12 protein-coding genes and 2 pseudogenes are annotated in these 11,543 nt (G+C 45.1%); 6 read left to right on the top strand and 8 right to left on the bottom strand.

Annotated features, from left to right (window positions below):
• Window positions 1-491 precede the first annotated feature (491 nt).
• Together GHO03_RS22135 and GHO03_RS22130 are read left to right on the top strand one after the other, a co-directional pair.
• Complete coding sequence (locus GHO03_RS22135) at window positions 492-704, top strand: hypothetical protein (RefSeq protein ID WP_153400540.1); 213 nt, start codon at window positions 492-494, stop codon at window positions 702-704.
• A gap of 93 nt (window positions 705-797) precedes the next feature.
• Window positions 798-2,120 (top strand): hypothetical protein, encoded by a 1,323-nt coding sequence (locus GHO03_RS22130; RefSeq protein WP_153400539.1) that lies wholly within the window; start codon window positions 798-800, stop codon window positions 2,118-2,120.
• Window positions 2,121-2,181: 61 nt separating this feature from the next.
• Here the strand turns inward: GHO03_RS22130 and GHO03_RS22125 are convergent, their stop codons facing one another.
• The 5 genes from GHO03_RS22125 to GHO03_RS22105 all read right to left on the bottom strand — a co-directional run bounded on the left by GHO03_RS22125 (window position 2,182) and on the right by GHO03_RS22105 (window position 7,382).
• Complete coding sequence (locus tag GHO03_RS22125; protein WP_153400538.1) at window positions 2,182-2,451, bottom strand: hypothetical protein; 270 nt, start codon at window positions 2,449-2,451, stop codon at window positions 2,182-2,184.
• Window positions 2,452-2,529: 78 nt separating this feature from the next.
• Window positions 2,530-4,173 (bottom strand): hypothetical protein, encoded by a 1,644-nt coding sequence (locus tag GHO03_RS22120; protein ID WP_153400537.1) that lies wholly within the window; start codon window positions 4,171-4,173, stop codon window positions 2,530-2,532.
• A gap of 288 nt (window positions 4,174-4,461) precedes the next feature.
• Entirely contained in the window at window positions 4,462-4,851 is a 390-nt protein-coding gene (locus tag GHO03_RS22115; protein WP_153400536.1) for a hypothetical protein, read from the bottom strand.
• Window positions 4,844-5,641, bottom strand: coding sequence for a hypothetical protein (locus tag GHO03_RS22110; RefSeq protein WP_178110352.1), 798 nt, complete (start codon window positions 5,639-5,641; stop codon window positions 4,844-4,846). Before GHO03_RS22110 ends, GHO03_RS22115 begins: the two co-directional genes overlap by 8 nt.
• A gap of 187 nt (window positions 5,642-5,828) precedes the next feature.
• Window positions 5,829-7,382 (bottom strand): tyrosine-type recombinase/integrase, encoded by a 1,554-nt coding sequence (locus GHO03_RS22105; protein WP_153400535.1) that lies wholly within the window; start codon window positions 7,380-7,382, stop codon window positions 5,829-5,831.
• A gap of 393 nt (window positions 7,383-7,775) precedes the next feature.
• On the opposite strand from GHO03_RS22105, the pseudogene GHO03_RS22100 reads away from it, so the two are divergent.
• The 3 genes and pseudogenes from GHO03_RS22100 to GHO03_RS22090 all read left to right on the top strand — a co-directional run.
• Window positions 7,776-8,027 (top strand): annotated as a pseudogene (locus tag GHO03_RS22100) (helix-turn-helix domain-containing protein); the annotation flags it as partial.
• Between the two features lie 79 nt (window positions 8,028-8,106).
• A complete protein-coding gene (locus GHO03_RS22095; RefSeq protein ID WP_095002259.1) occupies window positions 8,107-8,334 on the top strand; it encodes a type II toxin-antitoxin system Phd/YefM family antitoxin in 228 nt (75 codons plus the stop codon).
• Window positions 8,331-8,705 carry a type II toxin-antitoxin system VapC family toxin gene (locus tag GHO03_RS22090; protein WP_095025160.1) on the top strand — a complete coding sequence of 125 codons (375 nt, stop codon included), beginning with the start codon at window positions 8,331-8,333 and terminating at the stop codon, window positions 8,703-8,705. The genes GHO03_RS22095 and GHO03_RS22090 overlap by 4 nt, the downstream gene beginning before the upstream one ends.
• A 428-nt stretch (window positions 8,706-9,133) precedes the next feature.
• On the opposite strand, the gene GHO03_RS22085 is transcribed toward GHO03_RS22090, so the two are convergent.
• Together GHO03_RS22085 and GHO03_RS22080 are read right to left on the bottom strand one after the other, a co-directional pair.
• The gene (locus GHO03_RS22085) at window positions 9,134-9,709 is read right to left on the bottom strand and encodes an HD domain-containing protein (RefSeq protein ID WP_095025163.1); all 576 of its coding nucleotides are present in this window, start codon (window positions 9,707-9,709) and stop codon (window positions 9,134-9,136) included.
• A 105-nt stretch (window positions 9,710-9,814) separates the two neighbouring features.
• On the bottom strand, window positions 9,815-10,372 hold the full coding sequence (locus GHO03_RS22080) for a helix-turn-helix transcriptional regulator (protein ID WP_095002257.1): 558 nt from the start codon (window positions 10,370-10,372) through the stop codon (window positions 9,815-9,817).
• 128 nt (window positions 10,373-10,500) lie between these two features.
• On the opposite strand from GHO03_RS22080, the gene GHO03_RS22075 reads away from it, so the two are divergent.
• Window positions 10,501-10,839 carry a hypothetical protein gene (locus GHO03_RS22075; RefSeq protein ID WP_133144884.1) on the top strand — a complete coding sequence of 113 codons (339 nt, stop codon included), beginning with the start codon at window positions 10,501-10,503 and terminating at the stop codon, window positions 10,837-10,839.
• A gap of 355 nt (window positions 10,840-11,194) precedes the next feature.
• Here the strand turns inward: GHO03_RS22075 and GHO03_RS22070 are convergent.
• A pseudogene (locus GHO03_RS22070) lies at window positions 11,195-11,543 on the bottom strand (hypothetical protein); the annotation flags it as partial.

Raw genomic sequence — 11,543 nt, 5'->3', positions numbered from 1 at the left:
GAAAATTCCTTAAAATCAGATACTTACACCTATCCTTTGAGCCTAGAAGGTCATAATCTGGCTAGTCTATTGCTATTCATTAGACAATTCTCGTATAGTCACGTTTCGTCTAGTCGAGTGGTTCGGTTGGATTGGCAAGGGATTACCTTATGAAACAGACAGTTATGTCAGTACTGTTAGGACTCGGAGTCGTAGGAATGACCGGCTGCGCAGAATTGCAACAGCAGGCAGGGTCGCTCCTTCCACAGAACCAATCCAACGCAAGCGTTACCAGCACCACTGGTACGGCTCAGCAAACCGTCGCTGATGAAGGTTCGTCATTTCTTGGGGATATGGTCAAAGAAGCAAGCAACACCGCTAAAAGCCAAGTATCCAGCTCTATACGCTCAACCATACGTGGTGCATTTAGTAACTGACTTCCTTTTATCAGAGGTTTGCTATTTACATTAACTTGAAAAATGTAACTCTATACATATAAGAAGGTATTTATTATGGGAAAGTTAAATTGTTTTGTTTTAGTTATTAGCGCCATGATTTCATTCAGCGCCTTGGCTGGTGGTAACGGAAGCGGCAATCCGAACAACGGTGGCGGTAGCACAGTTAAAATCACTAATCCCCCTATGTTCGTCTGGAAGGACTACAAGCTAGTCAAAAACCCTGACACGGCTACAAGCAGAGAAACACCGGCAATAGCAAAAAAGTAAAATCATAGTTTGTGCGAATAGGCGAGCCATATAGAGTGGAGCGCCTTTTTTCGTTTGCGTGATACAATGAAGGTATACGCAAATTGATTGAAAATGAAAATAATAAAAACAGTAATTGCCTTGGCGTTCTTTCTCGCCCTGCCACAGGCTTATGCAGATGGAGGTTCTCAATCCAATGCAATGTATAAGTGTCGTGCAACGCTGTCCTGCCCATCTGGCGAGTCAGGGTCTATTTCTCTCTACATGGAGATGCAATGGTATGACAGGATGAAATGTGCGCCAGCAACAGTAAAAACACAAGAGTATTTAAACTCAGGTTGGTCAAACGGCGATATAGTTTATCGGTTAAAAAAAGATTATGCTTGGGGGGTGACTACTGTTACCAGAAGCTGCGTTAATTCTGGGCCAGCGTACGTGAGCACCACAACCGAATACAGGACTGTGAGTTGTCCCGAAGGACAGACAGGTGCTATTCAGCAGAAAAGAACCTATGACATTTGGACTGACGACTCCACTAAAAATATATCTGGTTGGTCTGACGCTTCAAATACCTGCGCTGTCGTTCCGACACAAGATACTGAGGTGAAAGATGGAATGGAGGAAGTTTCCTGCGACTCTTATTATGGCGCAGTAGCTGGAAGCTACACGGGCTCTGTTTATAATTATGGAGAGTATGTTTCGTCTTACAACTCAGCCTCAATGAAGATAAATACCGTATTCAATATTAAGTCCGTAGATGCAACCTCCTGCACGGCTACAATAAGCGACTTATCAATAGAGTACAAAGCTGGGATTTGTGAGCCAGGTGAAACCGGCTCTAAAAACTATTACCGCTATAAAGCCATAAACAGTAAGTCCGAGGTCACTTATCCTTATGGTGATTGGGAGATTTTAGATAATACTTGTGCTGCGCAAGGTGCTGTGGATAATGATACGCCGGTAGCGCCTGAGAAAGTTACAGGTCTATTAGGTAATATGCACTTCACATCATCACGATTAATGGCCGATGACTCGTTTAGCACGTACTTAAATAATTTGGCTGCGGATGGCTGGGCTGGGAAAGAACGCCACAAATTGACTATAAGCATAGATGATTTGAGCAATGGCTCATATGATGCCAAAAAGATAAGTTCCATTATCAGCACGTTCCATTCAGTTGTTGGGGCAGGTAATGCAGACGTTAAAATAGTTCTCCCGCGCTCGATAGATAAACTAGTAGGTAATGGCAATATCACGGCCAAAGCAAGCGCCAGCAAGTCTCTTGTGCTTAAAAGCATCAAGCTTGTTGGTACAAATGCAGTTGTTAACTACGTTGAATTAACATCAGGGAAAGCAGTTAAAGCACCAGCCGCAAAAGAAATAAAGATACAGGTATTGTCAAATGGTATTGACTTGGCGAAAATAAGCAGCGAATAATTGCTACAATGTAAATTCATCAGAAACACTGTGTTATAAGAAAACCACCTTCGGGTGGTTTTTATTTCTTGGTTCGTGGGGTGATATTTGTCGCTTTGTTTAACTCTTCTAAAAACATTTCAATACCGTTAAAGTTTTCAAGGAAGAAACGATAATCATTGATTATTTTGTCCTCCCTCTCTAACAGAACTATATACTCATAACTCAGTATCTTGCTAGATAGTGTTTCAAGAAACTCAACTCTCTCGCTTAACACATCGTTCATTGCTTCAAGATATTCAATTTCGCCCCTTTGGAAATACTCGAATACCGTTTCATCTTCTTTTTTCATGGATTTAAGTTTTGTTGTTTTTATATTGAAGCATACTCGCATGCAAATTAATGGTTTAGGACTTTATAATTTTGGCTATTAAGGCTTTATTTTCGTGATTGAGCGTCTTATATCGTCGACTTCTGGCAGGTCAGGAAATAACTCTTTGTATTTCGCCAGAATACCTAGCTGCTGATTTACTTCATCCTCTGCTTTTTTTGTAAACAGCAATTCCTTTGTATTATCATTCTCGCGCACTCGATTAAATGCCTCTCGCGCTCGTTCTAAATACTTATCCTCTATATCTTTGCGTCTTGAAGAAAAAAGTTCATCAATCCAATTTACAATACCGTCTACCATGTTGGATAAGTGCGTTTTGAATAGTTTTAAATTTGCTCTTTCAGTTGCAATCTCAGCCTGAATTCTCGCATGCTCTGCGCTTCCATCTGCGATACTCTGTTTATAATGACTTGAACTACGACGATAAGCGGTTGCCTGTTCATGTTCCTCGACTGTGGCTTGCTCTGCGAGTCTCTGACGCTCTATTGCGTCATCTGCTTCCTGCTTTGCCTGTTCTGCCTTGGTGAGTTGTGTGGCGACGTATCGTTTAGCCTGGCGCGTGTATTCCTTCGCCTGCTTGGCTTCCTGAACCGCATTTTCCTTTCGCTCTTGGGCAAGTGTGTATAGGTTAAAAGCTCGCTCTGATTTGGGCTTTTTAGCCTCTCCACTGATGTAACGGAGCTTGTTCATGTGCCCCTCTGTTTTTTCATTTTTTTTAGCAAAATAGGGAGTGTTTCTTAAAAGTCTATTATTCGTGTATGCATAAAACATATCTTGCAAGTACCCAGATAAGAGTTGCGACTCTAAAAAGTCAGGAGTGCTGCTGATTGGCTCTGTTCCAGGACGATGCTTTTTTAGATAGAAATTGACCTTTCTGATTTGCGACTCACGCAAGTCATAACGCCCAGTCTTACTGTTTTTCGTCGATATAAACAAATGGGGGTGGTCGCTGTGGTCTGTTAAGTCTACGTCTTCATCACCATGCAAAACTATGAAGTGGATAGGGTATTCAGGAAAAACCTGTTGGTAAAAATCTTTGATTAATTCAATACGCCCTTCACCACCAATGCCTGTAACTTCGTTTTTAGAAGGGAATTTAAAAAACGCCTCCTGTATAACAGCTTGGTTTTTCCTTATAAGAGCCTTTGGGCCGCGTTCAATTTCGTTGTGGCATTCAAGAAACTGTTTCGCAGTATCGAGCTTTTGACTTTTTCGCTTTATCTCGAATAGGTCGAGGTCAGACAAAAGCTGTTCCGTATCTACAATCCCTTTTGCGTTAAGTATGTTTTGAAAAGCGATAATGCTGCCTTCGTCTGTTTCTTTCTTACTTGCATTTTTAACTGTGTTTTTTAGCTTGGCTCGCAATGCCACCAACTCTGTTCTATTATTTTGGTCTACGGTCGGGGCTTCTGCCTCATCTGTTATGTTAGTGAGCAGTGCTTCCCGCTGCTCCTTTGGATAATCGTCAAGCTTTACTATTCCAGTGTCAGGCAACCAAATCAGATTAAGGTGGGATTGTTCATCGAACCATTCCAGTTTCTTGGGTTCGCTTGCTGGTATGCGCAAAGAGTGACGCAGACTTTTGAACAATTGACGACGACCGCCACTGCTGGATTGTTTCTTTATTTCATTTGTATAGTTCAATGTTTTGAATATCATTGACGTTATTTTTTTGCCATTCATTTTGTCCTCATATTGATTATTATATTGACGCGCCTTGTTTTTGCTTCTGCCATTCTGGCAGGAACCCGTGCTTATTACCGGAAGCGAAGCGTCTTAACGTAGTTAAGTCTGGTAGTAAGCCCAACGGGTTAAAGAGGTGCTTAAAGAGGTGCTTAAAAACATGTTAGCATTTGGGTTGATGCTTTTTTGCTTTTAGTTGGAGTAGTCGGTTTTGAGGTTTGTAATAACTGAACCGCACAACTTAATTGAATAATAGCTGTGACGGTTCAGTTTGTAGTTTTGAACTTTTTATGAGCGACAATATAGGATAGCTAATAGTGAGCAGATTAGTAAGTAAAACGGAAGGATAGATACGCTTAATGAAACTTTCCACATGGGAGGTGTATGCGCTCTCACTGTTTGTGTGTCCATAGAAAAGTTTGTTGTGTTGTTTTGTGCTACCTCACGATATAACTCTATAAATAGTTTTTCTTGATGTAAATAGTATGTGTCTAGCCAGCCAAATAAAACCACAGGAGTAAGTGTGATGATTAGATAGTTCAGTGTGATTTTATCAGGTGATATTGCCAGTAGCGCGGCAATTAAGGCCAATGTCCACCCTTTTATGAGAAATGCGTTACTTCCCATGCGATTGATGGTGCCTTGTATAAAGCCAAGGTGTGCGATTTTTTCATCCATATATTGGCTTCGCCATGCTTAGATTGTAAAGTGAATCGAGAGATTCTGCGCCCTTAGTGTTAGAAGTTTTAAGCCAGTTGTTGAGGTCTGTCTGGTTTAAATTACCAAGGTGATTTAAGTTTACGTCGTATTTTATGCCTAGGTTTTTTTCTAGATAATCTTCCATTCCAGTTGAATCCATAATAACCTTTGCTCGTATACTCCTATGTTCACTTGGGCTTCTCTTTCTCACAAGGCGAGTCATTGCAATTTCGGAGTATATCCAAGGAGAGTCGGTGGCACCTTTTTCACCTTCAATATATTCATTTGGCAAAATTGAATTCGGCGTATTGACAAAGAAAATGCACTCGCACGAATCAATGGTTTGCGTTAGTGCGGTCGAGAGCATCATGTGGACATGGCTCGTAGAACGATTCCGCTTATGATAATCATAATAACCAGTGTCTTTGCTAAGGCAGTACTCGCTATCAATCATGTGTAGTAACTTTTCAGAGTACCCCCAGATACAGGAGTCTATGAAAGACGTTAGGCCAAACTCTTTATGAAGCCACCCGGATAAACCTATTATTTCTTCTTCATCTCTATGCGAGTGTGAGAGAAAAACATCTGCTGTTACTTTCGGGAACCATTCGGCGACAATGCTAGTTGCGATTAACTTTCCATCTTTGCCTTTGAAAGAATCAAGTCGTGACTCAACCAGAGTCCTATTTTTTTCGTGTAGCTCTCTCCCGTAAGTAACGTACTGTGAGTAATTGCTCAAACCTACATTGACATCAAACCCTTTGAACATGTTTATTCCTTTGGCTTTTGTGTCTCATGACTATCGCTCGCTGTCACTGTTGGGTCAAGTAGTTTTCTTCATGGTATGTGCTGTCAGTAAGGAGCGCATTACGGGCGACTAGCTAGGGCTGCTCATTTTGAGGTCGAACCCAGCAATCCCCATAGTTTTATTTATGGGCGGAGCTGGGCTTTGTTTTTTAGGTTAAAGAAAACTTTAATTTTTCGAGTGCTTTTTGCTTTTGCTTGGTACTTGGGCCTTCGGAGTAAATGTCGAAGGTTATAGTCCCAGTTTCATGTCCGACAATTGATGCGATAGTTATGCCATCGACACCTGCTCTTTGCAATTGAGTAATGACGGTTTTTCTTATGCTATGGAATACATAACTCTTATCATAGCCAAGTTCAAGCTTGAAACGCCCAAAAGCCTTGGAGAATAAATCTGAGAGAATACCGTATTTGTTTTTACTTTTGCTTGGCACAAGCATTCCGTTAGGCGATTCCTTTATCAGTCGTTCAATAGTTGGAAGTAGGGCTGTATGAATTGGGATTTTTCTAATCCCAGCCGGACTTTTGGCATCTTCGATAGAGAAGCATTGGATATTGCCTTCCTCGATAATGCTTTTTTCAATGTGTAATTGGCAGATTTCTTCTATTCGACAACCCGTGTAAGTGGCAATACATATTAGGTCTTTTAGATGCGTGTTTTTGTGTTCCAGTGCGTTTGTATAGAGTTTTTTAATGTCTTCTGGACTAAAAGCCTTTCTCCCCTCATCGCGCTTTCCTTTCTTGTTTATCAGGAAGTCATGATTAAGGAAGGGGGAGGTGGTGTTTCTGTACGCTTCTTTAAAATGAAGGTCGTACTTGTTTGCCCACTTCCAGAAGGCATTTCCTGCAAATAGGTGTTGTTTTTTGGTCAGTGGGTGAGTCTCTTTGAGGCTATCCATATATTTTGCAACTGCATCAAAATCAAATTCAAAGCGTTGTTCTTCTAAATATTCTCTAAAACGCTTCAATCTTGAAACTTGCATGTCTACACTTTTTGGTATCACTCCGCGTGTGACTTTCTGATGCTTTTCAAACGCCTCAATTCGGCTGTTTGTGATTGGGGTTTTTGGTCTGTAAAGTGTTGGGTCTTTTAATAGAGCAATTGTTTCTTCATGAGCACTTTTACTCATGTCATTTTTTCTAGTTATCAGGTGATAAGATATTACTCGTTTAGCTTCTGTGAACTCAGTAAAGCATTGAATCTTTTGTTCTAGTGCTAACGGAGTTTCCCTTGCCTGCATATCGTAAACACTTAGCCACTTCCAATGCCAGTTGTTGAGGCAATCTTCCATAGTGGCCATTTGTGCTCTATTGAATATGCCCCTTTTTTGACAATGTGCAATATAATCTATCGTTTGGTCATAAAGTGAACTGATGCCCTTCGCGCTGACTTTCGCAAGAAATTCTGGTTCGCTGAGTGCGAGCCCAGTAACGACACCTCGGTAGTTGTCTGCAATGTGCTGCGAGGCTCGCCATACCTTGTCCTTCCAATCATCCCCGTTACCAGAAACTTTGAATCTCGCTTCGTCTATCTGGTTTTGCCACGTGAGTAGAGCGGGGATTTTTTTTCGCTGGGCTTCGGTTTTGTTGCCTGTTTTAAGCGATGAAGTGAACTCGCGCCGATTAAGGATGTGGCGAACGTCAGACGGGATGACCATTCGGGCGTGCCAAGTGCCACCACGGAGTACAAGGTTGTCGCTTGCCATAAGGTCATTTCCAGGCTGTTCAAGCCTACAAGGCTACCTGTTTTTTCTCCGTTTTGTAGCAGTATTTTGTAGCAAAACTAGGGTTTAAGCCCTGTAAGCCACGTGTTTACTGGGTTTTAACTGGATTCGTGGAAAGTCTCTCCTTCACCGCCACATTAAGTAAACACAAACCCCTGATTTTCCTAGAGAAAGTCGGGGGTTTGTGGTTTCTGGCGTCTGGAAAATGGTGGTATTGGAATAATATGAGAATACGTAGGGCTTTTTCTGGCTGGGCCCCCCGTCCTTTGGGGTAGGTCCCTTCATCCCCGTGTGTACGGACCGGACATAAGGTTGACGGGTGTGCGGGGACATGGTGGACACTTTTCGGGGAGCCAACTTCGCCGGAAAACCATCATGCCCTGGGACACGAGAGGTGCCATGAGCCTGAAAGAAGAGTTCGTTGCCTTAGCACGGCAACCCGGTAGCAATAAACGAGAACTGTGTCGACGGTTTGGCATCAGCCCGCAAATGGCCTGCAAGTGGCTTAACCGTTACGAGGCGCACGGTCAGTCGGGACTGCAAGAGAAGTCCCGCAAACCGGCTTCCAGCCCCAAGTTGACCTCTGCTGTTTTGGAGGCGCAAGTCTTAGCCCTCAGGTGTAAACACGGTAGCATTCAGCATACTTTACTTAGTCCATTGGCTGGACTAGGCTAACCTCATCAACCAACCCTTGGGAGGTAGCCATATGCAGATCCACAACATCCATGCAGCGAAAACACACTTCTCGCAGCTTGTTGATGCGGCAGCGGGCGGGGAGACCATCATCATCGCCAAGGCAGGCGTGCCAGTGGCCAAGCTGGTTCCTATTACACCCCCCAAGCGCCGCGGGATGCTCGCGGGTGTGACATTCAACGCCGATGCTTCGGACGCTCTGGATGCTGAAATAGCAGATCTGTTTGAGGGAAAGGCATGAGGTTATTGCTCGACACGCATATCCTGATCTGGGCAGCTATTGGCGACGACAAACTGCCCAAGGCTGCCGCCCAGCTTATCGACGATGAGGCCAACACCCTTTATTTCAGCGCAGCCAGCATCTGGGAGCTGACCATCAAAGGCGCCGAGCGCACCGGCGTTATTCCTGCTGTACTACGCAAAGTGCTGATAGATGCAGGCTACCTCGAATTGCCGATCACTTCTGATCACGGGCTGACTGTAGGCAATCTGCCGAACCATCACCGAGATCCGTTTGACCGCATCATGGTTGCCCAAGCGCTTGCAGAAGGTATCAGCCTGGTGACTCACGATAGTGCCATGCACGGATACCCTCACACGATCATCGTTTGACCTGTGCGTTATCGTATGACCAAGCCGCCCATCGAGGCGGTTTTTTACGGCTCGTAACAAATAGAACTGTAAACACACCTTGTGAGGCTGCCAGTGAGAGCGCACAGCGCTTCTCGTCAAAGTGTTGATAGAAGGTGGTCAAGCTTTGGCGCCACTCATAAAGGCAACAGGGCTCTCAGGTGAAGGCCATCGGATAGCAATTTTGACGGGCAGGGTAGTGGCATGCTTCATACCCTGGCGCGCACTGTCGTCCCCCCACCTCGTCTGCGGGCTAAGCAGGTCTTTTTTTCCGCAGTTCTGCGCCTGGTTGACAGCGGACAGGGCCGCGGGCTGGGCGGAGAGTTTTGGAAGACGAGAGCCCTGCGGATTCCTGCAAAGGTAGGACTTTTTGATGCAAAGGAGTCAATTCACATCAACGTGGCACTTGTTCATTTCGGATTCAAAAGCATATTAGCTTTGGTTTCTTCGTCGATGATATTGCGAAGCGCCTCGAATAGAGGGGCGGCATCTGTGTATTTTTTGCCATAGGCAAGATTGAATTCGTAATCGAAGTCCGGTGGGTTCTTGCCCTGGTTGTGCTGAAGCATTGTTTCCAACTTATCTAGCGCCTTGACGGCTACCGCCTCTGGTGACAAAGCATTTTCGTAGTCGTCCCAAAGTGCCAATATCTCGGCTTTTAATGATTCATCCAGAGTATTGGTCAAGAGAATGAGGTCGCTCCTCTCTTGCTCGCTCTTGTTGGGAAACGAATCTTTATTGACGGCGGGAATGTCACCGCTGATGGCCTCTCCCAAGTCGTGAATGACACACATCTTGAGCATTTTTAACCTGTCGAGACCGGTCAGATAATCTCCAAAGACGACGGCCATCAGGCATAAGCGCCAGCTGTGCTCTGCCGTGCTTTCGGTTCGCCCGGAAGAGGTGTGCGCGCTTCTAAGTACATCCTTGAGCTTTTCCGCCTCACGTAGAAATTGGAGGCGCCCTTTGATTTTTTCGATGTCCATGAACACCTCTGACTCTGTGGGCCGGACAGAATGTCCGCTCACCTGGTTCAGCCAGACTAGATCTCAAGATCATTAGCGTCTACGCATAAAATATGCAGGGTGCAGTCAGAGCGACTCAACCAGGCGTGTTGTTGCTCCGTCCGAAAGGGGGATTCGTGTCCAGCGACATAAGCTTTGGCTGATCGGAACAATGGACGAATGATTGTCGCCCGTTAGAAATTCCAGCGCTGGTGGTGCGAAGGCTTCCCGCCAACCCAGTCTATCCAGGTCAGCCTCCATGCTAATAATAGTTGGCGTAGCGAAGCGCCATAAAGAACTACCCAGCAGCTCGCTGACAGGAGTCGCGAATTGGGCTGCTCGCGAAGATGAACAAGCAAGCAAACGGTGCGTCAAATCACAAATGAGATGAACGGGGCGCGAGCTTTCACGAACCATTCGGCCCAGCGCTTGATCAGCGGCTGTAGTGAGGCGAGCAGCCAGCAACTTCTCAAGCTTTTCGTGTGCGAGGGAATCCAAATCCAGTACGCCACTTTCCCAGCGAGAGATAGTCGATTGGGTAACGCTAAACAACTCTGCGGCATGGGATTGTTTGACTTGGTGCAAGAGACGCCATCGCCGGAGCATGACTCCAGGTAACGAAGGTTTTAGCAACATATCAGGCATATTGAGTTACAGAAAAAGTGGGAGTCTTGGCGAGTTTGATCTGTGCGAGCCCTGCATGCAAATTGCCTGGATAGTTGGACGCTGGATCGACGTGCCAGCAGACAATGTCTTTTGCGGAGCTGCTCTAAATGACGGCCATATCATCTGCCATTTCCTATGTGATCCCGGGGCATAACAACAGTTCATGGATAGGCATAGCCTCATTAGCTACAGAGGTAAATAGCCGCAAGAAAGGATATGGCCTAAGCTGCCTGTCAATGCTGCTAGAAGGCTATGAGAAACAACAAGCAACTACAGGTTTTATGCTTTTTCAAGACGTACAAACCAACATCTACAGATCAGCTGGTTTTGTTGCAGCAGAATCAATAGGCTATACAGGAGCTCACCCGAGCTTGCTGCTCAGAATAAATGAACGGAATAATCAGGAAGCTGAGTATTTCTTAAAAAAACCGCCGAGCTATTTTTAATTGTTCATGAGCAAGGTGCTTACTGTTCTTGCCTTTTTTCGAGGGCTAAACGCAAAGAATACACATGCCCTATCAGGCAGCAGATCCACAAGTTGACACACAACCCCATGGGGCTGCCATGGGGCCGCTTGTTAGTCAGCAGATTCTCTACAGTCGTTATAAGCCGGGGGCCGTGATTTGAAAAAAAACGGGTATGGACGGTTTCGAACCCCTCCTTAACCGCCACATTAAGTAAACACAGCCCCCTGATTTCCTACAGGATGTGCGGTTGATAAAGGCTTAGCCAGTTCTGAAGGTCACTGGCCAGGGTGATATTTATAGGGCGAGATCAAACAAATAGAAGCGGGTTGATAGCTTAAGCTTCCGGTTGCGTAAAGCTGTAACGGTTTGAGCGCTTATAGGTGCCGAAGTCATTAAACCTGACACCGGCGTCCGCTAAAACTTTATGGGCGAAGGGCGCGGTCATTTGGCGCAGGTAGAACGGGTCCTTGACCACAAAGTGATGAATGCAATGGGTGCTCCCGAAGTTGAAGCAAAACAACTGGAATGGCCACAGCCACCACCGGTTCATGACCTGGGTTTGCTGCAAGGGATTGCGTGGCATGACGTCGCCGAAATAGTGAATGTTAGGGAAACTCCGAACAAGTCTCCAAGTATGCTGAAATACAGCCTCACCACCTGCCCCGAGTGCGTCATGAGCCAGA

It is taken from the genome of Pseudomonas sp. FSL R10-1339 (assembly GCF_009600545.1).
GTDB lineage: Bacteria > Pseudomonadota > Gammaproteobacteria > Pseudomonadales > Pseudomonadaceae > Aquipseudomonas > Aquipseudomonas bubulae.
Note: the sequence above shows the minus strand (reverse complement) of the source record. Positions and strands in the feature narration are given on the sequence as shown.

What these genes read in the sequence shown, in the direction of transcription:
- GHO03_RS22110 (WP_178110352.1), bottom strand. Translation starts at nt 5,641, where the DNA reads ATGTTCAAAGGGTTTGATGTCAATGTAGGTTTGAGCAATTACTCACAG.
- GHO03_RS22125 (WP_153400538.1), bottom strand. Translation starts at nt 2,451, where the DNA reads ATGAAAAAAGAAGATGAAACGGTATTCGAGTATTTCCAAAGGGGCGAA.
- GHO03_RS22105 (WP_153400535.1), bottom strand. Translation starts at nt 7,382, where the DNA reads ATGGCAAGCGACAACCTTGTACTCCGTGGTGGCACTTGGCACGCCCGA.
- GHO03_RS22075 (WP_133144884.1), top strand. Translation starts at nt 10,501, where the DNA reads ATGACGGCCATATCATCTGCCATTTCCTATGTGATCCCGGGGCATAAC.
- GHO03_RS22095 (WP_095002259.1), top strand. Translation starts at nt 8,107, where the DNA reads ATGCAGATCCACAACATCCATGCAGCGAAAACACACTTCTCGCAGCTT.
- GHO03_RS22120 (WP_153400537.1), bottom strand. Translation starts at nt 4,173, where the DNA reads ATGAATGGCAAAAAAATAACGTCAATGATATTCAAAACATTGAACTAT.
- GHO03_RS22115 (WP_153400536.1), bottom strand. Translation starts at nt 4,851, where the DNA reads ATGGATGAAAAAATCGCACACCTTGGCTTTATACAAGGCACCATCAAT.
- GHO03_RS22080 (WP_095002257.1), bottom strand. Translation starts at nt 10,372, where the DNA reads ATGCCTGATATGTTGCTAAAACCTTCGTTACCTGGAGTCATGCTCCGG.
- GHO03_RS22135 (WP_153400540.1), top strand. Translation starts at nt 492, where the DNA reads ATGGGAAAGTTAAATTGTTTTGTTTTAGTTATTAGCGCCATGATTTCA.
- GHO03_RS22090 (WP_095025160.1), top strand. Translation starts at nt 8,331, where the DNA reads ATGAGGTTATTGCTCGACACGCATATCCTGATCTGGGCAGCTATTGGC.
- GHO03_RS22130 (WP_153400539.1), top strand. Translation starts at nt 798, where the DNA reads ATGAAAATAATAAAAACAGTAATTGCCTTGGCGTTCTTTCTCGCCCTG.
- GHO03_RS22085 (WP_095025163.1), bottom strand. Translation starts at nt 9,709, where the DNA reads ATGGACATCGAAAAAATCAAAGGGCGCCTCCAATTTCTACGTGAGGCG.